General features: G+C 64.6%; 17 protein-coding genes and 1 tRNA gene. 10 read left to right on the top strand and 8 right to left on the bottom strand.

Annotation, left to right across the window (positions count from 1 at the left end):
• Positions 1-374: 374 nt before the first annotated feature.
• The 3 genes from CUJ91_RS12660 to CUJ91_RS12650 all read right to left on the bottom strand — a co-directional run bounded on the left by CUJ91_RS12660 (position 375) and on the right by CUJ91_RS12650 (position 2,616).
• Positions 375-701: a hypothetical protein gene (locus tag CUJ91_RS12660; RefSeq protein ID WP_006052003.1), complete on the bottom strand. Its 327-nt coding sequence runs from the start codon at positions 699-701 to the stop codon at positions 375-377.
• A 108-nt stretch (positions 702-809) separates the two neighbouring features.
• A complete protein-coding gene (locus CUJ91_RS12655) occupies positions 810-1,532 on the bottom strand; it encodes a peptidoglycan DD-metalloendopeptidase family protein (RefSeq protein WP_114156320.1) in 723 nt (240 codons plus the stop codon).
• A gap of 175 nt (positions 1,533-1,707) precedes the next feature.
• The gene (locus CUJ91_RS12650) at positions 1,708-2,616 is read right to left on the bottom strand and encodes an aldose epimerase family protein (RefSeq protein WP_053858531.1); all 909 of its coding nucleotides are present in this window, start codon (positions 2,614-2,616) and stop codon (positions 1,708-1,710) included.
• Between the two features lie 154 nt (positions 2,617-2,770).
• On the opposite strand from CUJ91_RS12650, the gene CUJ91_RS34620 reads away from it, so the two are divergent.
• The 3 genes from CUJ91_RS34620 (at position 2,771) to CUJ91_RS12640 (ending at position 4,182) form a co-directional block, all read left to right on the top strand.
• Complete coding sequence (locus tag CUJ91_RS34620; protein ID WP_208716164.1) at positions 2,771-2,896, top strand: UDP pyrophosphate phosphatase; 126 nt, start codon at positions 2,771-2,773, stop codon at positions 2,894-2,896.
• A 308-nt stretch (positions 2,897-3,204) separates the two neighbouring features.
• On the top strand, positions 3,205-4,035 hold the full coding sequence (locus CUJ91_RS12645) for an undecaprenyl-diphosphate phosphatase (protein ID WP_053858530.1): 831 nt from the start codon (positions 3,205-3,207) through the stop codon (positions 4,033-4,035).
• 70 nt (positions 4,036-4,105) lie between these two features.
• Positions 4,106-4,182, top strand: a tRNA-Arg gene (locus CUJ91_RS12640).
• A 192-nt stretch (positions 4,183-4,374) separates the two neighbouring features.
• On the opposite strand, the gene CUJ91_RS12635 is transcribed toward CUJ91_RS12640, so the two are convergent.
• Entirely contained in the window at positions 4,375-5,952 is a 1,578-nt protein-coding gene (locus CUJ91_RS12635; RefSeq protein WP_053858529.1) for an acid phosphatase, read from the bottom strand.
• Between the two features lie 213 nt (positions 5,953-6,165).
• Between CUJ91_RS12635 and CUJ91_RS12630 the strand changes: the two genes are divergently transcribed.
• Complete coding sequence (locus CUJ91_RS12630; RefSeq protein ID WP_114156319.1) at positions 6,166-7,596, top strand: cytochrome-c peroxidase; 1,431 nt, start codon at positions 6,166-6,168, stop codon at positions 7,594-7,596.
• 85 nt (positions 7,597-7,681) lie between these two features.
• Here the strand turns inward: CUJ91_RS12630 and CUJ91_RS12625 are convergent, their stop codons facing one another.
• On the bottom strand, positions 7,682-7,921 hold the full coding sequence (locus tag CUJ91_RS12625; RefSeq protein ID WP_053858528.1) for a hypothetical protein: 240 nt from the start codon (positions 7,919-7,921) through the stop codon (positions 7,682-7,684).
• A gap of 285 nt (positions 7,922-8,206) precedes the next feature.
• On the opposite strand from CUJ91_RS12625, the gene CUJ91_RS12620 reads away from it, so the two are divergent.
• Complete coding sequence (locus tag CUJ91_RS12620) at positions 8,207-8,596, top strand: hypothetical protein (protein ID WP_006052010.1); 390 nt, start codon at positions 8,207-8,209, stop codon at positions 8,594-8,596.
• 67 nt (positions 8,597-8,663) lie between these two features.
• Positions 8,664-9,113, top strand: coding sequence for an NUDIX hydrolase (locus tag CUJ91_RS12615; RefSeq protein WP_029967715.1), 450 nt, complete (start codon positions 8,664-8,666; stop codon positions 9,111-9,113).
• Positions 9,114-9,235: 122 nt separating this feature from the next.
• Here the strand turns inward: CUJ91_RS12615 and CUJ91_RS12610 are convergent, their stop codons facing one another.
• The gene (locus tag CUJ91_RS12610; protein WP_006052012.1) at positions 9,236-10,945 is read right to left on the bottom strand and encodes a glutamine--tRNA ligase/YqeY domain fusion protein; all 1,710 of its coding nucleotides are present in this window, start codon (positions 10,943-10,945) and stop codon (positions 9,236-9,238) included.
• 579 nt (positions 10,946-11,524) lie between these two features.
• Between CUJ91_RS12610 and ggt the strand changes: the two genes are divergently transcribed.
• Positions 11,525-13,282, top strand: coding sequence for a gamma-glutamyltransferase (gene ggt / locus CUJ91_RS12605; protein ID WP_114156318.1), 1,758 nt, complete (start codon positions 11,525-11,527; stop codon positions 13,280-13,282).
• A 92-nt stretch (positions 13,283-13,374) separates the two neighbouring features.
• Entirely contained in the window at positions 13,375-13,938 is a 564-nt protein-coding gene (locus tag CUJ91_RS12600; protein WP_114156317.1) for an RBBP9/YdeN family alpha/beta hydrolase, read from the top strand.
• Between the two features lie 169 nt (positions 13,939-14,107).
• Here CUJ91_RS12600 and CUJ91_RS12595 read toward each other — a convergent pair whose 3' ends face one another.
• Entirely contained in the window at positions 14,108-15,328 is a 1,221-nt protein-coding gene (locus tag CUJ91_RS12595) for a CaiB/BaiF CoA transferase family protein (RefSeq protein WP_114156316.1), read from the bottom strand.
• 302 nt (positions 15,329-15,630) lie between these two features.
• Here CUJ91_RS12595 and alaS point away from each other — a divergent pair, with 302 nt between their 5' ends.
• Entirely contained in the window at positions 15,631-18,255 is a 2,625-nt protein-coding gene (gene alaS / locus CUJ91_RS12590) for an alanine--tRNA ligase (protein ID WP_114156315.1), read from the top strand.
• A 235-nt stretch (positions 18,256-18,490) separates the two neighbouring features.
• Here alaS and CUJ91_RS12585 read toward each other — a convergent pair whose 3' ends face one another.
• The gene (locus CUJ91_RS12585) at positions 18,491-19,465 is read right to left on the bottom strand and encodes a LysR family transcriptional regulator (RefSeq protein ID WP_006052019.1); all 975 of its coding nucleotides are present in this window, start codon (positions 19,463-19,465) and stop codon (positions 18,491-18,493) included.
• A 146-nt stretch (positions 19,466-19,611) separates the two neighbouring features.
• Between CUJ91_RS12585 and CUJ91_RS12580 the strand changes: the two genes are divergently transcribed.
• Positions 19,612-20,955: a YbfB/YjiJ family MFS transporter gene (locus tag CUJ91_RS12580; protein WP_114156314.1), complete on the top strand. Its 1,344-nt coding sequence runs from the start codon at positions 19,612-19,614 to the stop codon at positions 20,953-20,955.
• Positions 20,956-21,085: the final 130 nt, after the last annotated feature.

The raw sequence follows: 21,085 nt of genomic DNA, 5'->3' as shown, positions 1-21,085 counted from the left end.
GGAATCCGTGCGTCGCATCACACTGTTCGGATAATTAATATATTGCGCTTGTAAAAGCCGGTTGTTAAATTTCGTTCTGGCGCATGGTGAACCGGTCCTTTGCCGATATGCGCCGAACCCCCGTTAGCCCGGCCTCGCGCCGGGCTTTTTTTTGCCTGCTTTTAACCGCGGTCACCGCGACGACATACCTCGCGCGGATCATTAAACTTACCTTTCCTTTCGTCGATTATGAACGGGGTAATCATTTTCGTCGCGCTGTGGCCGATTGCATTCGCGGCTTTGCTGGCCTTCGCCGCACGCATCGAACCGCGTTCAGGGCGCTGGCTGCGCCGTCGGCTGGATTCACCGCAATCGGGCGGCGCGGCCAGCGCGGCTTATTGCTTGCAGCGGACGACCATCGACCGGTTTTTCACGTTCGCGCCGAAAATGCCGCCCACGGTGCCGCCCGAGGTGGCGCCGTTATCCACATCTTTCGAGACGACGTCGTAGCCGTAATTACCGCAGACTTCGCCCGCGCGTTTATAGCATTCGGCCCAGCTCGTGCTCGCGTCGCTGCCGCTGCAGTTGATCGCGAAGCCGGTGTCCCCGCTCGGCAAGTAGGTCATGGTGGTGGTCGTGGAACAGCCGGCCAGGCTGCCCAGTGTCAGCACGCCGACACCGATCGCCGCGGCCGTCGCCACGGACGCCAATGCGCTCTTCATTACGGATTTCCTTGCAGATGACGTGGCAGACGTGACGGGTGGCCACGTCTGCCGGATTGAGCGTTTATAGCACGCGGGGTTCCCCGCGCGACCGACGCCGCGGCGCGCCTAGCGCGGCGGCAGCGCGCGCGACGGGTCAATCGAGCGGCCCTGATAACGCAGCTCGAAATGCAGCATCACGCGGTTGGTATCGGTGTCGCCGATCTCCGCGATTTTCTGACCTTGCGCGACCGTTTCGCCTTCCTTCACGAGCAGCGCGCGATTGTGCGCGTAGGCGGTCAGATACTCGGCGTTGTGCTTGAGAATCAGCAGATTGCCGTACCCGCGCAGTCCGTTGCCGGCATAGACGACGGTGCCGGCCGCCGCCGCGACGACGGGTGTGCCCGCCGGCGCGGCAATGTCGATGCCCTTCGAACTCGAGCCGTCGAAGCCGCGAATGACGCTGCCGCTCGTCGGCCAGATGAGCGAAATCGACGACGACGGCGCGGACGACGGCGCATTGTCGCCCGGCGCGGGACGCGGCGCGGCGGACGCACTCGCGCTGCCATTGCCGTTGCCGTTGCTGCGCACGGCGCCGCTCGTCGAGGCCACACCGTTGGGCGGCTCGACACGCAGCACTTGTCCGACTTCGATGCTGTCGGGGTTCGTCAGGTTGTTCCAGCGCGTGATGCTTTGCACCGATTGCCGGTGACTGCGCGCGATCTTCGACAGCGTGTCGCCCCGTTCGACGCGATAAAAACCCGGACCCACCGGCGCCGACCCGCACGCGGCGATGAGCGCCACCAACGACACGCACGCGAGTCGTTTGATCATTCTTGTTGTTTCAGGCATTGGACCTCGCAAAGCGCTGCCGCGCGCCGATCCCGATCACGCGGCAGGTGGATACAAAGCGTCCGATTCTAACGGTTTTGCGTTGCAGCATCGGAAAAGCGGCCAGGAAGGATGACGTCGCCCACCTTCTAACGACGCATGCTCCGTCCCGCTCAGGCCACAAACTCCGCCGCGCTCAGCCCAGTTTGCCTACATGGATGCGCAAAGCAGCCGCTTCGGTTTTGCCCGGCTCGAGCCAGCGCAGGCCCATGCCGTTGTGAATCGCATCGGGCAAGCCGAGCCACGGCTCGACGCAATAGAAGTCCGACTCCGGCGCTTCCGTCCAGGTCGTCACCGCATACCAGGGCACGGAGTTCGGTCGTTGGAGATCGATCGTGATGACGCGGCCGAGGCCCGGCGCGATCAGCCGCACCGGTTGCTTCGGCTCGCCGGTCAGGCAATGGAAGCGGTCGTGAATGCGCGCTTCGTCGAGCGTGTAGCGCGCTTCGCCCGGCTCGGCGGCGCTGATCGAACCGTCGGCCTGCTGGAAACGCCGCTCGGTGGGCGGCAATTCCAGCGACGTCTCGCTGCGCTGCGTGTGCGGCAGCGTGAAGTAAAAGTGATGGCCGGCGTAGTAGGGCAACGGGGCATCGCCGGTATTGGTGGTGGTGAGCGTGACGTCGAGCGTTTCCGCGTCGATCAGCGTGTACGCGGCTTCGAAGCGAAAGCCAAACGGATAGCCGCCGCGCGTCGCCTCGCTATCGGTCAGCACGAGGCGCAGGCCGGCGCCGTGCACGTCGGCGTGGGCGTCGAACGGCAGGTCGCGCGCGAAGCCGTGCATGGCCAACTCGCGCACCGTGCCCTGTGCGTCGCGCCAATAACCGATCTTGCCGTCCACGCGATGACGTCCGAGAAACGGAAACAGCAGCGGATTACCGCCGCGGATGCGCGCCGGCTGGCTCCAGTCGGCGTGTTCCGGCCAATGAATCACCTCCTCGCCGTCGATGAGCCACGAAAGCAGACGGCCGCCGGCTTGCGGCGCGAAACGGAGCACGGAGGCGTCCTGGGCGATTTCGAGAATGTCCTGCTGCGGAGAAAGAGGCATGGTCGATGGCGTGATCAGTAAGTGTTGAGCCGGCGCAAGCCCCGCCGGCCGAGACGACGATTTTGCTCTGCTTTGGCCTACGGGGAAACCCTTCTCGGGAAATTGCGAGTGTCGCGAGTTGGCGGTTGTTGCCGATAATCCGTCTCACTGCCCGGTGACTTCTACCGCCGGGCGAGATCGCTCAGGAGGCGTCATGGATCTCGCAATGGCAATGGGTGTCGCGCTCTTCGGCATGTTCACCGCAAGTACCGTCTACTTCTTCTACAAGCTCGAGCGCTGATCCGGGCGTCCGCTCGCTGCGCGACGCGCGGCTTGCGATCCGTAAGCTTCGCGCGCTTCCAGGCGCGCTGATCGCACGTCTCGCCGTCAGACGATTGAAAGGGCTGCTGCTGGTCGGCGGCCCTTTTCGTTTGCGTTTGGCTGACAACTGTATCGAGTTGTGACGCAGCGCGTCAAAATTTCCCCGAATGTGGCCGAGGCGCTTGGCGCTGACTTGCCACCCAGGCATAATCGGTGCGCTTTTTGACGCGCCGGCTGATTCATTGTGCGGCGCGCTGTCCCCGACATCTTCCTTACAAGGACTGCCGCGTGAATCTGTCGTTTCTGATCTTCCTGAGCGTGCTGCAAGGCGTGACCGAACTCTTCCCCGTGAGCAGTCTCGGGCATACGCTGCTCATTCCCGCATTGTTCGGCATGCATATCGATAAGCACGCGCCACAGTTGCTGCCGTTTCTCGTCGCGCTGCATCTCGGCACGGCGTTCGCGCTGCTGTGGTATTTCCGCGAGCGCTGGTGCGCGCTGGTGCGCGGCTTTTTCGCGTCATTCGGCGGACGCCGCAACGACGACGCGCACATGATGTGGGCGCTCATCATCGGCACGATTCCGGCGGGACTCGTCGGCCTGCTGCTGGAAAAGCGGCTCGAGCGCATCTTTCACGACCTGCGCATCGTCGCCATCGCGCTGATCGTCAACGGCGTGCTGTTGTGGGTGGGCGACCGCCTGCAGCGTTCGCGCGCGCATCAGGCGCCGGAGAAGATGACCTTCCGCCAGGCGTTTTTTGTCGGCCTCGCGCAGATCGGCGCGCTGATTCCCGGCTTCTCGCGCAGCGGTCTCACGATGATCGCCGGCAACGCGGCGGGTCTCACCGCCGAGAAGGCCGCAGAGTTCTCGTTCCTGCTCGGCACGCCGATCATTTTCGCGGCCGGGCTGCTCGAACTGCCGAAGCTCTTCCATGCGCCGGGCCAGCTTGCGGATGCACTGCTCGGCGGCGTGCTGACCGCTATCGCCGCGTATCTCAGCGTGCGTTTCCTGATGCGCTATTTCGAAGGCCGCGGACGCCTTGCTTCGTTCGGCGTGTACTGCGTGATCGCGGGCATCGTGTTCCTCGGCTGGTTCGCATTGCATCCGCAGCCGGTCTGATAATGTTAAGGATGCCCGCCGCGTTCTGGCGGGCGCGGGGCGATCGGTTATAATCCGGGCCCAGTCGTGTGCGGCGGTAGCTCAATTGGATAGAGCACAGGTCTTCTAAACCTGAGGTTGTGAGTTCGATCCTCGCCCGCCGCGCCATCGTCTGCATGAAGAATCCCATCTACCGACTATCCGGCGATGGGATTTTTTTTCGCCCGCGTTTTCGTCAACCCTTGCGCCAATAAAAAAGGGCAGCCGAAGCTGCCCGTCGAAAGCCGCACCGCGCAGGCGGGCTGTTGCTTACCGTTGTGGCTCGCTATCGCGTGTTCCGCATGTTTCGCGCGTTCACTTTCACTGCCTGATGTTCAGCGCGGCGGTCAGGTCGCCCATCGGCTTGCCGCCGTTGGCGACGAGCGCGGCGTCGCGGGCCGCGATGCCCGGCAGCGTCGGCAGCGAGAAGCGATGCGTGATGAAGCGCAGGATCGACGTCGTGTCGTATTGCGTGTGATCGACGAAACCCTTCTTCGCGAACGGCGAGATGATGAGCGCCGGAATACGCGTGCCCGGACCCCAGCGGTCGGCCTTCGGCGGCGCGACGTGATCCCAGAAGCCGCCGTTTTCGTCGTAGGTCACGACGACCAGCATGTTGTTCCACTGCGGGCTCTTTTGCAGATGCGAGATGACATCGGCGATATGCTGGTCGCCCGACGCGACGTCGGTGTAGCCAGGGTGCTCGTTCAGGTTGCCCTGCGGTTTGTAGAACGTGACTTGCGGCAGCGTGCCGCTGTCGATCGCCTTGATGAACTCCGAGCCGCCGAGGCCGCCGTCGAGCAGATGCTGCGCGCGGTTTGCGCTGCCCGGCGCGAGATCGGCGAAGTAGTTGAACGGCTGGTGATGCGGCTGGAAGTTCGGCGCCGTCAGATTCGCGCCGTAAATCACATTCGACGTGCCGTTCTGCGCCGCCGACAACGCCGCGCCCCACGCGCCGCCGTACCACGCCCACGACACCTTCGCGTTGTTCAGCAGATCGCCGATGTGCTGCTGCGTCTGCGCTGGCAACGTCGTGGCCGCGCCTGGGTCGGCGAGATTCGCGTCGCCGCCCGAGGCCGCCTTGTTGCCGCTCGGCTGATACGGCGGCTGCATCGTGTTGATCGCGAAGAAGTCGGGCGTGAGGTTGCCCGACAGCACGAACTTCGGCGGGCCGTTGAGCGACGAAGCCGGCGAGTTCGATGCGAGCTTGAGCGTCACGCCGTCGCTTTCGACTGCCGAAATCGAGCTGGCCGCCGGGCTCTTGTCCGCGTTCGGATAGACCGGCGTGCACGCGCACACGAGCCACTGGTGATTCAGGAACGAGCCGCCGAATGCGCCCATGAAGAAGTTGTCGGCCAGCGTGTATTGCTGGGCGATTTTCCACAGCGGTAGCTTGTCGGCGTCGAGCGTGTAGTGGCCCATCACCAGGCCGCCCGAATCGGCCCATGCGGCGAACTTGTCGTTCTTGCCGCCGTCAATCTGCATCTGGTTTTCATAGAAGCGGTGATACAGATCGCGCGTCGTCTTCGTGATCGGCGTGTTGAAACCGTTGGGGTCGTCGATCGCGAACGGACTGTTCGGCAAGTTGGCGGTCATCGCTTGCGTGACGACCGGTGTCACGCCCGTTTGCGTGAGACCGTTCCAGACTTGCGGCAGCGTCGCGAGCGTCGAGCCGTCGCGGTCCAACTGCTTCGCAGCGGTCGCGCTGACGTTCTGCAAACCGTTCGCGCCCGGGAAGTTGCCATACAGATTGTCGAAGCTGCGGTTTTCCGCGTAAATCACCACGACCGTCTTGATCGAAGCGATGTCGGGTTGCGTGACCTCGTTGCCGCCGCACGCATACAGGCTTAACGCTGCGGCGATCGCCAACGGCGTCGCGCAGATCAGTTTCTTGTTCATTTATCTGGATTCTCTCTCTCGCGTTGGGGACGGGCCTCGGGCATTCCTTAACCCGATGACCGCGCGCAAAAGTGTGGCAACGCAATTTGACAGAAAGATGTATTCATTACGGATCGCTTTGAATCGGCGATGGCCGTCGGCTGGATGTCATTTCGACGACATACAGATGAAATACCCTCGCGGACTTCGATAGCGCACATTCACATCATTCATATGCGGCTCGGTTTGTCGGGGATCAGGAAGACGGTAGGGCGCGTGACGGCGCGGGGCGGCGTGCAAGCGGATGCCGATGCGGTCCACGCTGAGCGCGCGGTGGCGGTTGCTCGCGGGCTTGGGTCTGGATTGGCGTCGACGGTTGCATTGGCAGCCGTGGTGGTAAGCGCGGGGCTTGCAGGGTGCGATTCGGGCGCGAACGCGCAGTCGGGTTTGGCGTCGGCGTCGGCCGCCGCCTCCGCTGCGCAGCCAGTGAAAGTGGCCGCACACGAAGCCGCGCCGGCCGGCGGCCAAACGCGCGCGCAAGTCTACGAATCGGTGCGCAAGATGAGCGCGCTTGGCAAGCAACTGTTCTTCGATCCGTCGCTATCCGGCTCGGGCAAGCTCGCGTGCGCGTCGTGCCACAGTCCCGACCACGCGTTCTCGCCTGCCAACGCGCTGTCCGTGCAACTGGGCGGCAGCGACATGCATCGCGTCGGCATGCGCGCGGCGCCGACGCTCAAATACTTGCAATCGGTGCCCGCGTTCGCCGAGCACTATCACGAGTCCGACGACGAAGGCGACGAAAGCGTCGACGCGGGCCCGACCGGCGGACTGACGTGGGACGGCCGCGTGGATCGCGGCGGCGACCAGGCGCGAATTCCGCTGTTGTCGTCGTTTGAAATGGGCAGTTCGCCGGCGCAAGTCACCGCGGCGGTCAAGGCCGCGCCGTACGCCGGCGATTTCCGCGACGCGTTCGGCAAAGACGTTTTGGATAACGACGACGCGACCTTCAAGGCGGTGCTGCAAGCGCTCGAGACCTTCGAGCAGACGCCCGAACTGTTCTATCCGTACAGCAGCAAGTACGACGCGTACCTGGCGGGCAACGCGCAGCTCACGCAAGCCGAGCTGCACGGCCTGCAACTTTTCAACGACGAGAAGAAGGGCAACTGCGCGAGCTGCCACATCAGTCAGCGCACGATGGACGGCGCGCCGCCGCAGTTCAGCGACTTCGGCCTGATCGCGATCGGCGTGCCGCGCAATCGCGCGCTGCCGGTGAATCGCGATTCGCGCTTTTACGATCTCGGCGCGTGCGGCCCGGAGCGTACCGATCTGAAGGGACGCTCGGAGTTCTGCGGCATCTTCCGCACGCCGACGTTGCGCAACGTCGCGTTGAAAAAAAGCTTCTTTCACAACGGCATCTATCACTCGCTCGAAGACGTGCTGCACTTCTATGCCGAGCGCGACACGAACCCGGAGAAGTTTTATCCGGTTGTCAAAGGCAAGGTTCAGAAGTTCGACGATTTGCCGCGGCGCTATTGGGCGAATCTGAACACGGAGCCGCCGTTCGATCGGAAGCCGGGCGACAAACCCGCGCTCGACGACGCGGAAATCAAGCACGTGGTGGCGTTTCTGAATACGCTCACCGACGGGTACAAGGCGGGGAATTAAAGCGACGGGCTTGCGGGATGGAAGTGCTACTTGCGTGCGAGCGGGTGGCCCGCTTGAATTGATTGGCGCCAGCAGCGCGCCGGATTTAGACGCGTGCGTCGGCGAGTATGACGTAGCAGGCCGACAGCAGCATCGCAAAAGAGACGAGCAGACACGCGATGCCGGCGCGCGTCACGAGGTTGGGCCAGCGCGGCCGGCGAAGTCCGTCGATGCGGACGATAGGGCGCGCGAGACCGGGGTCGCGGCGAATCGCGACGGGCACGAGCGCAAGGCAAAGCAGCGCGAGTGAGACAGCGAAGGTTTCGAGGGCAACGGAGAGTTCCATGATGGGGCGTTTGAAGTCGTTCAGCGTGAAGACGCAATACGGCCAATCATAGGAATGCAGGTTACGCGGCGATATGGGAGCTATCCTAAAAATGCCGACCTTTGCGTGCTTGCGGCCAACTGTCGCTGCCGACGGACTCATGGCGGCCTATGAGGCGACGCGACGCCAGGCTGTTGGAAACGGACATGCTATGCTTTTGGGGTCCAGATCAAGAGCCGCATAAGCTTCACAAGCCGTACAAGCTGCGCTCATGACCGCCCGAAACGTTTCCGAGGAGAACCCTTCATGTCGATGCGAACCCGTGCTTTCCGTCAACTGACCGCCGCCGGTCTGCTGCTTGGCGCGGCGATTGGCGCCCAGGCAGCGAATCTGGGCTTCCTGAACGACACGCCGATCAGCTACATGAAGCAGCGCGACGTCGACTCAGTGAGGCAGGCCGTCTTTACCACGCTCGATCAAAAGCAGGACGGTGAAACCACCACCTGGGTCAACGAAGGCACGCGCAACAGCGTGAAGATCGACGCGACCATTCAGGTCGTGAAGACGTCCAAGGAAGGCGCGCGCACCTGTCGCGACCTCGGCATCGTTCTGAACGCGAAGGGGCAGTCGATGAACCTGCACCCGCAATTCTGCAAACAGGGCAGCGGCACCTGGCAATTGCAGAAAAAGCATTGAGCATGCAGGCAGTGCTGATCGACCACACGCGCGGGCAAGCCGCAAGCCGGGCGCGGCGCGCGCGGCGATGAGTCCGCGGGTCGTCTCGTGCGGCATCGTCCTGCTCGATCCAGAGGGGCGCGTGCTGCTCGCGCACGCCACCGAAACATCGCACTGGGACATTCCCAAAGGTCACGGCGAGGAAGGCGAGGCGCCGCACATCACCGCGCTGCGTGAGATGGTCGAGGAGACGGGAATCGCCATTGAGCCCGAGCGTCTGAAAGACCTGGGCCTTTTTGTCTATCGGCGCGACAAGGATCTGCATCTGTTTGCGGCGCGCGCGACCGCGGACGAACTCGATCTGAGTTCATGCACCTGCACGTCGCTGTTTCCGCGCCGCTCGGACGGCACGCTGATTCCGGAGATGGACGCGTATCGCTGGACCGCACCCGACGAAGTGGACAAGTACGCGAGCCGCAGCCTCGCGCGGCTCTTTCACACAACGCTTTCGCTGACGGAGTTGCATCGGTCGCTGTAGCGGGCGCTGTAGCGGCGAGCGCCGACAGATGCAAAAAACAAAAGGCGTGCATCGGATGAAACCGATGCACGCCTTGATCGACCACCAGATGCGCGACTAGCGCGCTCTCAGGCCATAACACCTCAGGCCGGCTTGCCCCAACTATCGCGCAAGCTCACGATCCGGTTGAACACCGGCTTGCCCGGTTTCGAATCGACGCGGTCCGCGACGAAGTAGCCGTGCCGCTCGAACTGATAGCGCTGCTCCGGCAACGTACCGTGCGCGCCCGGCTCGAGGTACGCGTTGACCACGCGCTTCGAATCCGGGTTCAGCGCTTCGAGGAAATCGCGGCCGCCGGCGTCCGGCTGCGGCTCCTTGAACAGACGGTCGTAGATGCGCACTTCGGCCGGGCACGCGGCTGCCGCGCTGACCCAGTGAATGTTGCCCTTGACCTTATAGTTGTTCGCGCCTTCGGTGCCCGACTTGCTGTCGGGGAAGTAGTTGCAATGCACCGCGACGATGTTGCCGTTCTCGTCCTTCTCCGCGCTCGTGCACTCGATCACATAACCGTAGCGCAGACGCACCTTGTTGCCGGGGAACAGGCGGAAATAGCCCTTCGGCGGCGTCTCGGTGAAGTCGTCGCGCTCGATCCACAGCTCACGCGAAATCGGAAACTCGCGCACGCCTTGTTCCGGATGATGCGGATGCACCGGCGCGCTGCAGGGCTCGGTGAGGCCAACCGGGAAGTTGTCGATGATCAGCTTCAGCGGGTCGAGCACCGCCGCGATGCGCGGCGCCTTCTCGTCGAGATCGTCGCGCAGCGCGCCTTCGAACACGCTCATGTCGATCCACGAATCGACCTTCGTCACGCCGATGCGCTCGCAGAACAACTGGATCGACTCCGGCGTGAAGCCGCGCCGGCGCACGCCGACGATGGTCGGCAAGCGCGGGTCGTCCCAACCGTCGACGTGGCCTTCATTCACGAGTTGCAGCAGCTTGCGCTTGCTGGTGATCGCGTACGTGAGGTTCAGTCGCGAGAATTCGATTTGCTGCGGCAGCGGACGCGTGAAAATGCCGGCATCGGCGAGCTCGTTCAGAATCCAGTCGTACAACGGACGATGGTCTTCGAATTCGAGTGTGCACAGCGAATGCGTGATGTTTTCGAGCGCGTCCGAGATGCAGTGCGTGTAGTCGTACATCGGGTACACGCACCACGTATCGCCGGTGCGGTAATGATGCGCGAAGCGAATGCGGTACAGCACCGGGTCGCGCATGTTGAAGTTCGGCGACGACATGTCGATCTTCGCGCGCAGCACGTGCTCGCCTTCCTTGAACTCGCCCGCCTTCATGCGGCGGAACAGGTCGAGGTTTTCTTCCACCGAACGCTCGCGGAACGGCGACGGCGTGCCGACTTCGGTGGCCGAGCCGCGGTTCGCGCGCATTTCTTCCGCCGACTGGCTGTCCACATACGCCTTGCCGCGCTGGATCAGCAGCTCGGCGAATTCGTACAGCTTGTCGTAGTAGTCGCTCGCGTAGTACAGGTGTTCCTTGCCGTCTTTCTGCCACTCGAAGCCGAGCCAGCGCACGGCGTCGATGATCGACTCGACGTATTCGACGCTTTCCTTTTCCGGATTGGTGTCGTCAAAGCGCAGATGGCACACGCCGCCATAGCTGCGCGCGACGCCGAAGTTCAGGCAGATGCTCTTCGCGTGACCAATGTGCAGATAGCCGTTCGGCTCGGGCGGAAAGCGCGTTTCGACGCGCTGGCTCCACTTGCCGGTGCGGTTGTCGTCGTCAATGATGTTGCGGATGAAATTGGATGCCGCTGGCGCGTCGTTGCGTTCGGTATTCATGCGAGATGGTGAAAGTCTGTCGGGGGCGCGCGGTGCGCTCACTTATCCGACAATTCTACCTGACGAGGCTCGATGCGGCAGGCGAGTGCGGGCTGTGGCCGACGTTTGAGCGCGGTTCGTGTGCGGTTGTGGGGATTCTAGGGCGCGCGGGAAAGCGCTGAGGCCGGCGGGAATGCTGCGCTTTTTTGTTTTTTGCGCAGGTCTCGCGGGCGGGTGCGCGGCCGTCGGCTCGCTGACATGCGGCCGATCGTCGGAGGCGTGGTGGCCGCGGGCCTCGCGGCCCCGCGGCTTGACGGCTTGACGGCTTCGCGGCCTCACGGCCTCACGGCCTCACGGCTTCGCGGCCTCACGGCCTCACGGCTTCGCGGCCTCACGGCCTCACGGCTTCGCGGCCTCACGGCCTTACGGCTTCACGGCCACACGGCCTCACGGCTTCGCGGCCTTACGGCCTCACGGCGCATGTGCCCCTCGCCGCCGCCGGCGCGCGCGAACCGCGCCGGCTATCGCCGGCTTGCACCGGCCGTTGCTGTTCGTGCAACATGGCGCCCTCAGTTCGTCCTCAATGCCGGAGTTTCTCGGATGCCAATGCCGACGCACGGCGCGCCTCGCGCGCCTTTCACCTTTTTCTGGCGGCGGGCCGCGGCCGCGGCGCTATTCGCCGCGCTCACCACGCTCACCACGCTCACCGCCGGCGTACTCGCGCCCGCTCCGGCGCTCGCAAAAACGCCACTGCCCAAAGCCGTCTTCGATGCATCCGCCGTTGCGACGCCGGACCGCTTCAGCGCCGACGCCGCGCAGCAGATCTTTGCCGCGGGCGGCAACGCGGTCGATGCCGCGGTAGCCATCGCCTTCACGCTGGCCGTCACGCGCCCCGACGCGGGCAATCTCGGCGGCGGCGGGTTTATGACGCTCTTCGTCGACGGCAAGCCGTATTTCCTCGATTACCGCGAGCGCGCGCCGCAACAGGCGACCCGCGACATGTATCTCGACGACAAGGGCAACGTGGTGCCGGGCATGAGCGTCGTCGGGCATCGCGCGGTCGCGGTGCCGGGAACGGTCGACGGCATGTGGCAGGCGCAGCAGCGTTTCGGCAAGCTCAAGTGGAAGCAGGTGCTCGCGCCCGCAATCCGTTATGCCACCGACGGCTTTCAGGTCGACCCCTGGCTTCAGCAGCGGCGCGACGCCACGGCGAAAAATTTTGCCGGCAAGACCAATTTCGATGCCTACTTCTCGAGTCTGAAGGCCGGCGCCACGTATCGACAGCCCGAACTCGCGCAAACGCTCGCGCGCATTGCGAGCGACGGCGGCCGCGAGTTCTACGAAGGGCGCACCGCCGATCTGCTCGCGCAGCAGATGTACGGCCACGGTCTCGTCACCCGCGCCGATCTGCTTCAATACAAGGCCCTCTGGCGCCAGCCGCTCGCCGCGAACTGGAACGGCTATCAGGTGCTCACTGCGCCGCCGCCGGGTTCGGGCGGCGTCGGATTGATACAGATGCTCAAGATGAAGGCCAATGTGAAGCAGGCTTTCGACGGCCTCGAAGTGAATTCCGCGCCGTACATTCATCTGATCGCGCAAATCGAGGACCGCGTGTTCGCCGACCGGCAGCAATACCTGGGCGACCCCGACTCGTACAAGCTGCCGGTCGACAAGCTGCTCGACGACGCCTACCTCGCCCAACGCGCCGACGAAGTCAAAGCCGACGAGGTGCCGGGCGCGACGCCCGTCAAGCCGGGCCTTGGCGAAGCGCCGCCGGAAAAGGCGCAGACGACGCACTTCTCGGTCGTCGACAAATGGGGCAACGCGGTGTCGAACACGACGACGCTCGACGGCGAATTCGGCTCCGGCGTGGTGGTCGACGGCGCCGGCTTCCTGTTGAACGACGCGATGGACGACTTCGTGACGAAGCCCGGCACGGCGGGCCAGTCCGGCGCCGAACTCAACACGATATCGCCGGGCCGGCGCCCGCTTTCGTCGATGACACCGACCATCGTCCTCAAGGACAACAAAGTGTCGCTCGTGATCGGCACGCCTGGCGGCTCGCGCATTCCGACCTCGATTTTTCAGGTGATGACCGATCTGTACGACTTCAACATGACGCCCGCCGACGCGCTCGCGGCGATGCGCTTTCATCACCAGTTGCTGCCGCAAAAGACGATCTACTTCGAGCCCTACCGGCCGATTACCGGCGAACTGGCCGAGCAGTTGCAAGCGATGGGCTACGCGCTCGAAGCACAATCGTTCAACGGCGACGTGCAGATGATCCGCATCGACGGCACCATGCCCGAGCCGGCCGCCGATCCGCGCGGTATAGGAGTGGGGCGCGTGATACGTTAAATGCCACGGTAAGCGCGACGTTAAGCGCGACGTTAAGCGCGCTCGGCCGCATTCACGATTGCATCGCCAAAAACAACACGACGGGGAACACCATGAACGCACGAAAACTCAACGCACTCATCCTGCCCGGCTACCAGAACTCCGGTGCCGGGCATTGGCAGACTCGCTGGGAGGCGCTCGATCCGGCATTCACTCGCGTGCAGATGCCGGACTGGGATCATCCCGTGCGCGACGCGTGGTGCCGCGCGCTCGACGTCGCGGTTGCAGCCGTCCCCGCCGCGGATGCGCCGATCGTCTTCGCGGCCCACAGCCTCGGCTGCCTGACAGTCGCGTTCTGGGCGTCGCAGTACGCGAGCGCCGCGCAGCTTGCCAAGGTCGCCGGCGCGCTGCTGGTCGCCGTGCCCGATCCGGTCGAGGCCCACTTTCCGCAGGACGCCGTCGGCTTTGCGCCGGTACCGCTCGAGCGCCTGCCGTTCGCGAGCATCGTCGTCGCGAGCACGGACGACCCGTACGGCGGCGTGCCGTTCTCGCAAGCCTGCGCGAAAGCGTGGGGCAGCCGCTGGATCGACGTCGGCCCGCGCGGGCACATCAATGCCGACAGCGGACTCGGTGACTGGCAGGACGCGCGCGACTGGCTGGCGTCGCTCGGCAAGTGAGCATGAAAGCGCATGGCCGCCATAAGCGTGAACGCGAGGCAGCCGCGCTAGATGCGTCGTGACATTGGTCCGCGCGGCTCTCCGTAGCACGCGCGCCGAACCGTCGACACGACGCTCGCCGCAATCGCGACTACATCGCTCTATCGCGCCCGCCCGTCGACGGCATGCTTCAAATCACCGCCTGATTCCGCAACGCCGCGATCCGCGCATCGTCGTAACCGAGCACCTCGCGCAGCACGCTCTCCGTGTGTTCGCCGAGCGTCGGCGGGTGAGTGAGCGCCTGCGGCGGCGTGCCCGTCATGTTGATCGGATTGCGCACCAGCTTGACGGTGCCGCCCGACGGATGCGGCAAGTCGACCTGCATGCCGCGCGCCACCACCTGCTCGTTCTCGAACACTTCGGCGAGATCGTTGATCGGACCGCACGGCACGCCCGCGGCCTCCAGCGCCGCGATCCATTGCTGCTTGCCCTGCAGGCCGACCATCTCCGCGAGAATCGGCACGAGCACGTCGCGGTTGCGCACGCGCGCGGGGTTGGTCGCGAAACGCTCGTCATCGGCAAGATCGGGACGCCGGCCCACTTCGACGAACTTGCGGAACTGCCCGTCGTTGCCCACCGCGACGATGATCCAGCCATCGCTCGTCTGGAAGGTCTGGTACGGCACGATGTTGGGATGCGCATTGCCCCAGCGCACCGGCGGCTGACCGCTCGCGAGGTAGTTCGAATTCATGTTGGCGAGCATCGCGACCTGAACGTCGAGCAACGCCATGTCGATATATTGGCCTTCGCCCGTGCGGTCGCGGTGCGTGAGCGCGGTGAGCACCGCGATGGTCGAATACATGCCGGTCATCAGGTCGGCAATCGCCACGCCCGCCTTTTGCGGGCCGCCGCCTGGCTGACCGTCGCGCTCGCCGGTAATGCTCATGAATCCGCCGATGCCTTGCACGATGAAGTCGTAGCCCGCGCGCTGCGCATACGGTCCAGTTTGCCCGAAACCCGTCACCGAACAGTAGATGAGATCGGGCTTCACTTCTTTTAGCGACGCGTAATCGAGGCCGTATTTTTTCAACTGCCCGACCTTGTAGTTCTCGAGCACCACGTCGCTTTGCGCGGCCAGCTCGCGAATGATCCGCTGGCCTTCGGGCGATGCGATGTCGACGGTAACCGAGCGCTTGTTGCGGTTCGCCGCGAGGTAGTACGCGGCCTCGTGTGTGTCCGCGCCGTCGGGCGTCTTCAGGTACGGCGGCCCCCAGTGGCGCGTGTCGTCGCCCACTTCCGGCCGTTCGATCTTGATCACGTCGGCGCCGAAATCGGCAAGCGTCTGCGCGCACCAGGGACCGGCGAGCACGCGGGTGAGATCCAGCACGCGGATATGACTGAGAGCGCCCATGTTTGTCGATGTCTCCAATCCAGGTGGGCGGCGCGCGAGGCACCGCGGATGTGGGCAATCTTAAGCGATTGACGCGGGCCGGCGCAGTCGGCCGAACGTCATAAGACGCATGAGACGCATCAGACGCATGCCGATGTCTCACACTGCCCGGTCAAACCTGGCCGAATGGCTAACGGGCCCGCGGCGCTGCCGCGCAAGGGCGCCGATCCCGTATAATCAGTCGTTTAAGAAACAAACAGTTGGCGCATCTCACGATGCCGCCGGTAGAAGTCTGGAATAGTCAGGACCGTCCCCCGCACGCCATGAAAGCCGCCGAAATCCGCGAGAAATTCCTCAAGTTCTTCGAATCGAAGGGCCATACGATCGTTCGCTCGTCGAGCCTTGTGCCCGGCAACGACCCGACACTGCTCTTCACCAATTCGGGAATGGTGCAGTTCAAAGATGTGTTCCTCGGCGCGGAATCGCGTCCGTATTCGCGCGCCACGACCGCGCAGCGCAGCGTGCGCGCAGGCGGCAAGCACAACGACCTCGAAAACGTCGGCTACACCGCGCGTCACCACACGTTCTTCGAAATGCTGGGCAATTTCTCGTTCGGCGACTACTTCAAGCGCGACGCAATCCACTATGCGTGGGAGTTGCTGACGGGTGTCTACCAGTTGCCCAAAGACAAGCTGTGGGTCACCGTCTATCACGAAGACGACGAAGCGCACGACATCTGGGCGAAAGAAGTGGGCGTGCCGGTCGAGCGCATCATCCGTATCGGCGACAACAAGGGCGCACGTTACGCGTCGGACAATTTCTGGCAAATGGCCGACACCGGCCCGTGCGGTCCGTGCTCGGAAATTTTCTACGACCACGGCCCGGACGTGTGGGGCGGCCCGCCGGGATCGCCGGACGAAGACGGCGACCGTTACATCGAGATCTGGAATCTCGTGTTCATGCAGTTCAACCGTGACGCGCAAGGCAACATGACGCCGCTGCCCAAGCAGTGCGTCGACACCGGCATGGGCCTCGAGCGGATTGCCGCTGTCTTGCAGCACGTGCACAGCAATTACGAAATCGATCTGTTCCAGGCGCTCATCAAGGCTGCGGCGCGCGAAACCGGCGTGAGCGATCTGACGAATAACTCGCTGAAGGTGATCGCCGATCACATCCGCGCGTGCTCGTTCCTGATCGTCGACGGCGTGATTCCCGGCAACGAAGGCCGCGGCTACGTGCTGCGCCGTATCGTGCGCCGCGCGATCCGTCACGGCTACAAGCTCGGCAAGAAGGGTTCGTTCTTTCATCGCATGGTGGCCGACCTCGTCGCGCAAATGGGCGGCGCTTACCCCGAACTGAAGGACGCGGAACAACGCGTGACCGACGTGCTGCGTCAGGAAGAAGAGCGCTTCTTCGAGACCATCGAGCATGGCATGTCGATTCTCGACAACGCGCTCGCCGAGCTGGACAGGAAGGGCGGCAAGACGCTCGACGGCGAACTGGCGTTCAAGCTGCACGACACGTACGGCTTCCCGCTCGACCTCACGGCGGACGTGTGCCGCGAGCGCGAAGTGACGGTGGACGAAGCAGCGTTCGACGAAGCCATGGCGCGTCAGCGCGAACAGGCGCGTGCGGCCGGCAAGTTCAAGATGGCGCAGGGCCTCGAATACTCGGGCGCGAAGACCACGTTCCACGGCTACGAGGAAATCGTTTTCGACGACGCGAAGGTCGTGGCGCTGTATGTGGACGGCGCGTCGGTGCAGCAGGTCACGCACGGCCAGCAGGCCGTCGTCGTGCTCGACCACACGCCGTTCTACGCGGAATCGGGCGGCCAGGTCGGCGACCAGGGCTTGCTCGCCAACGCAAGCGTGCGCTTCGCCGTCGCGGACACGTTGAAGGTCCAGGCCGACGTGGTCGGTCATCACGGCACGCTCGAACAGGGCACGCTGAAGGTCGGCGACGTGGTGAAGGCCGAGATCGACGCAGTGCGCCGCGCGCGCACGGCACGCAATCACTCGGCCACGCACCTGATGCACAAGGCGCTGCGCGAAGTGCTCGGTTCGCATGTGCAGCAGAAGGGCTCGCTCGTCGATCCGGACAAGACGCGCTTCGACTTCGCGCACAACGCGCCCATGACGGACGAACAGATCCGCCGCGTCGAGCAAATCGTCAACGCCGAGGTGCTGGCGAACGCGCCGGGCATCGTGCGCGTCATGCCGTTCGACGAAGCGGTGAAGGGCGGCGCGATGGCGCTGTTCGGCGAAAAATACGGCGACGAAGTGCGCGTGCTCGATCTCGGCTTCTCGCGCGAATTGTGCGGCGGCACGCACGTGCATCGCACGGGCGACATCGGTCTTTTCAAGATCGTGATGGAAGGCGGTGTGGCCGCGGGTATTCGTCGCGTGGAAGCGATTACCGGCGATAACGCCGTGCGCTTCGTGCAGGACCTCGACGCGCGCATCAACGCCGCGGCTGCGGTGCTGAAGGCTCAGCCGTCCGAACTGACGCAGCGCATCACGCAGGTGCAGGATCAGGTGAAGCAGCTCGAGAAAGAACTGAGCGCGCTCAAGTCGAAGATGGCGTCGAGCCAGGGCGACGAACTGGCCGGTCAGGCAATCGACGTCGGCGGCGTGCAGGTTCTCGCGGCAACGCTGGAAGGCGCGGACGTGAAGACGCTGCGCGAAACGGTGGACAAGCTCAAGGACAAGCTGAAGAGCGCGGCGATCGTGCTGGCTTCCGTCGAAGGCGGCAAGGTCAGTCTGATTGCCGGCGTGACGGCGGACGCGAGCAAGAAGGTCAAGGCCGGTGAACTGGTCAATTTTGTCGCGCAGCAGGTTGGCGGCAAGGGTGGCGGCCGGCCGGATATGGCTCAGGCCGGTGGCACAGAGCCGGCCAATCTGCCGGCAGCGCTGGCTGGCGTGAAGGGCTGGGTCGAAGCGCAGCTTTGATTCTGATTCGCTGGTGAGCTGCGGTTGGCTGTTTTAAGGCCGGCTGTAGAGTTCAGAAAGAGGGCCACGTAGCGCGCCGGATTGTCGGCGTGGTGCGTGGCCCGATTTTTTGCACGAGCGGCTTTGCGCAAGCGGTTGCTTGCCGGTTCGGAGCCGGTTGTGAACGCCTCACTTCGGCGTGAACCGCAATCGCTCACTGAAACAGCCGCAAACCACGCAGCGCTTCAGCGCAAAATTACGCGACGTCCGCGCCCACGTCAGCCTGAACGCGTGCATGCGCTTCGGCATCGCCAGCCACATCCGCCACATCGACGCCCCCGGCTTCCCCCAAACCCCGCACATTCTCCTGCCCCAACAGCGTCTGCTTCAACGCATTGAGCGCCGACGAAAAATGCCCGCGTCGCCAGACGAGCAGCGTTTCGATCGCGCCGATGTCCGGCAAGTCATGCACGGCGATATTGCTCGCGTCGGCGGCCAAGCCGAGCACCGACCGCGGCGCCACCGCGACGCCCGCGCCCGCCGCGACGCAAGCCACGATCGCGTGATACGAGCCGAGTTCCAGCACACGCGCCGGCCTCACGCCGTGCTCCAGATACCAGTTCTCGATGTAGGTCCGATACGCGCAGCCGCGCTCGAATGCAACCAGTGTCGACAGCGCGATGTCGCGCACTTCGCGGATCGGCCGATGCCCGCGCGGCGTCAGCATCACGAGTTCCTCCTTGAACACCGGCACCGTCTCGAATACATCGCCGAGGACCGCCGGGTCGAACGGCGTAGCCACCAGAGCGGCGTCGACGTCGAATTCGCGCACGCGCTCGATCAGCTTGCCGGTCGTGCCCGTCTCCAGTTCGAGCGCGACATCCGGCCATTGCTGGTGATACTGCGCGAGCAGGCCCGGAAGACGTGTGGCCGCGACGCTCTCCATCGTGCCCAGACGCAGGCGTCCGCGGGGACGGTCGGCGCGCACGGCATGGCGCGCTTCGTCGGCGAGAGCGAGCAGGCGTTCGGCGTAGGGCAGCAGCGTTTCACCGGCGGGCGTCAGCACAAGACGCCGCCCGTCGCGGATAAAGAGTTCCGCGCCGAGTTGCTCTTCGAGCTGCTTGATGCGTGTGGTGACGTTCGATTGCACGCGGTTGAGCTTCGCGGCGGCGCGCGTCACGCCGTTCTCGCGTACGACGGCCCGAAAAATCGTCAAGGCGGCCAGGTCCACGATTCTCTCCTAGCGATGGATGGTATCCAAATTATTCATTTTTCATGATTGGATCGTCAAGCTAATATGAGACTACCGGTGCGACTCACCGGGCCCGCGATCCCGACGCGGTTTCCACCGCTCCCTCGCCTTTCGAATGGCCGCCCATGAACGATCTCGCTTCCGACGCCCACCGCCTTCCCACCGAATCTCACGCGGCCCGGCGTGCGGCGCTTGCGTGCATGGTGACGCTCGCCGTCGCGCTCGGCGTCGGGCGGTTCGCCTTCACGCCGCTTTTGCCGCTGATGCTGCACGGCGGCGCGTTCGGTCAGCCGCCAATCGACATCGAGCACGGCGGCTGGCTCGCGTCGTTCAACTACGCGGGCTACTTTGTCGGCGCGCTCACGTGCGCGGCGTTGCGCGTGGAACCTGCACGGGTGGTGCGCGCGGGGCTCGCACTGACCGTGCTGTTGACGCTCGCGATGGGCGTCACGAGCCAGTTCTGGGTGTGGGCGGTGGTGCGCTTCGTCGCGGGCGCGGTCAGCGCGTGGACTTTCGTTTTCGCGTCGCAGTGGGGCTTGCGGCGGCTCGCCGAGCTCCGTCAACCTGCGTGGAGCGGCGTGATTTATACGGGGCCGGGCGTCGGCATCGTCGGAACGGGGCTGCTGGTGAGCGCGGCGGGCGGTTATGGCGCGACGGCGGGCTGGATCGGCTTCGGCCTGATTTCGGCGGTGCTGGCGGCAGCCGTGTGGCCGGCGTTTGGCAATGCCGCTGCGTCTGATCGCAAGGCGGCAGGGCGCGCGTCGGCGTTGTCTGCGACAGAACGGAGAGCCAGCGACGTGGCCGCCGCGACGTCGGACGAAACCGGCGCAAGCCGTGCGGGCGCCGCCACAACGCGACATCCAACCGTCAACAGCGCGCCTGCCACGCATCGTGCGGACGCCTTCTGGCTGGTCGTCTTGTACGGCGTGCCGGGCTTCGGCTACATCATCACCGCGACGTTCCTGCCGGTCATCGCGCGCCACGCGTTGCCCGGCTCGCCGTGGCCCGACCTGTTCTGGCCGATGTTCGGCGCGGCGCTGATGGTCGGCGCATTGCTGGCGGCGCGCCTGCCGTTGCATCTGGATAACCGAGTGCTGCTGGCGGGCAGCTACGTGCTGCAAGCCGCGGGTATCGCGCTTGGGATCGTCTGGCCGACGGCGGGCGGTTTCTCGCTCGGCAGCATTTTGATCGGCGTGCCGTTCACCGCGATCACCCTGTTCGCGATGCGCGAGGCGCGGCGTCTGCGCGGCGACGATGCAGCCGGCCTGATGGGCTACGCGACAGCCGCTTATGGCCTCGGTCAGATCGTCGGCCCGCTGGTCGCCGCGCCGATCGCCGCGCACACCGGCTCGTTTTCGCTCGCGTTGTGGCTCGCGGCCGGCGCGTTGCTGGTGGGCGCTGCGGGCCTTGTCGTCGTCGCGCGGATGCCGCGTGGGCGAGGGCGGATGCCGGACTGCGGCTGCGGTTGAGCGCGCGCGGCCACGGCGGCGATGCCGCCCAGGAACAAGGCGGAATTGTCCGTCTGCAGGCTTTTGCTGCTGCGGCTTGGGTTTGGCGGCCATGTCGGCTACGGTTGATGAACAAAAGGAGCGACACGCC

It is taken from the genome of Paraburkholderia graminis, assembly GCF_003330785.1.
GTDB lineage: Bacteria > Pseudomonadota > Gammaproteobacteria > Burkholderiales > Burkholderiaceae > Paraburkholderia > Paraburkholderia graminis.
The sequence above is the reverse complement of the archived record's forward strand: the minus strand, read 5'-3'. Positions and strand labels throughout refer to the sequence as shown.

Excerpts from the sequence above, each read along its gene's own strand:
- CUJ91_RS12660 (WP_006052003.1), bottom strand. The coding sequence starts at position 701 with ATGAAGAGCGCATTGGCGTCCGTGGCGACGGCCGCGGCGATCGGTGTC.
- CUJ91_RS12655 (WP_114156320.1), bottom strand. The coding sequence starts at position 1,532 with ATGCCTGAAACAACAAGAATGATCAAACGACTCGCGTGCGTGTCGTTG.
- CUJ91_RS12650 (WP_053858531.1), bottom strand. The coding sequence starts at position 2,616 with ATGCCTCTTTCTCCGCAGCAGGACATTCTCGAAATCGCCCAGGACGCC.
- CUJ91_RS12635 (WP_053858529.1), bottom strand. The coding sequence starts at position 5,952 with ATGAACAAGAAACTGATCTGCGCGACGCCGTTGGCGATCGCCGCAGCG.
- CUJ91_RS12630 (WP_114156319.1), top strand. The coding sequence starts at position 6,166 with ATGCGGCTCGGTTTGTCGGGGATCAGGAAGACGGTAGGGCGCGTGACG.
- CUJ91_RS12625 (WP_053858528.1), bottom strand. The coding sequence starts at position 7,921 with ATGGAACTCTCCGTTGCCCTCGAAACCTTCGCTGTCTCACTCGCGCTG.
- CUJ91_RS12620 (WP_006052010.1), top strand. The coding sequence starts at position 8,207 with ATGTCGATGCGAACCCGTGCTTTCCGTCAACTGACCGCCGCCGGTCTG.
- CUJ91_RS12615 (WP_029967715.1), top strand. The coding sequence starts at position 8,664 with ATGAGTCCGCGGGTCGTCTCGTGCGGCATCGTCCTGCTCGATCCAGAG.
- CUJ91_RS12610 (WP_006052012.1), bottom strand. The coding sequence starts at position 10,945 with ATGAATACCGAACGCAACGACGCGCCAGCGGCATCCAATTTCATCCGC.
- ggt (WP_114156318.1), top strand. The coding sequence starts at position 11,525 with ATGCCAATGCCGACGCACGGCGCGCCTCGCGCGCCTTTCACCTTTTTC.
- CUJ91_RS12600 (WP_114156317.1), top strand. The coding sequence starts at position 13,375 with ATGAACGCACGAAAACTCAACGCACTCATCCTGCCCGGCTACCAGAAC.
- CUJ91_RS12595 (WP_114156316.1), bottom strand. The coding sequence starts at position 15,328 with ATGGGCGCTCTCAGTCATATCCGCGTGCTGGATCTCACCCGCGTGCTC.
- alaS (WP_114156315.1), top strand. The coding sequence starts at position 15,631 with ATGAAAGCCGCCGAAATCCGCGAGAAATTCCTCAAGTTCTTCGAATCG.
- CUJ91_RS12580 (WP_114156314.1), top strand. The coding sequence starts at position 19,612 with ATGAACGATCTCGCTTCCGACGCCCACCGCCTTCCCACCGAATCTCAC.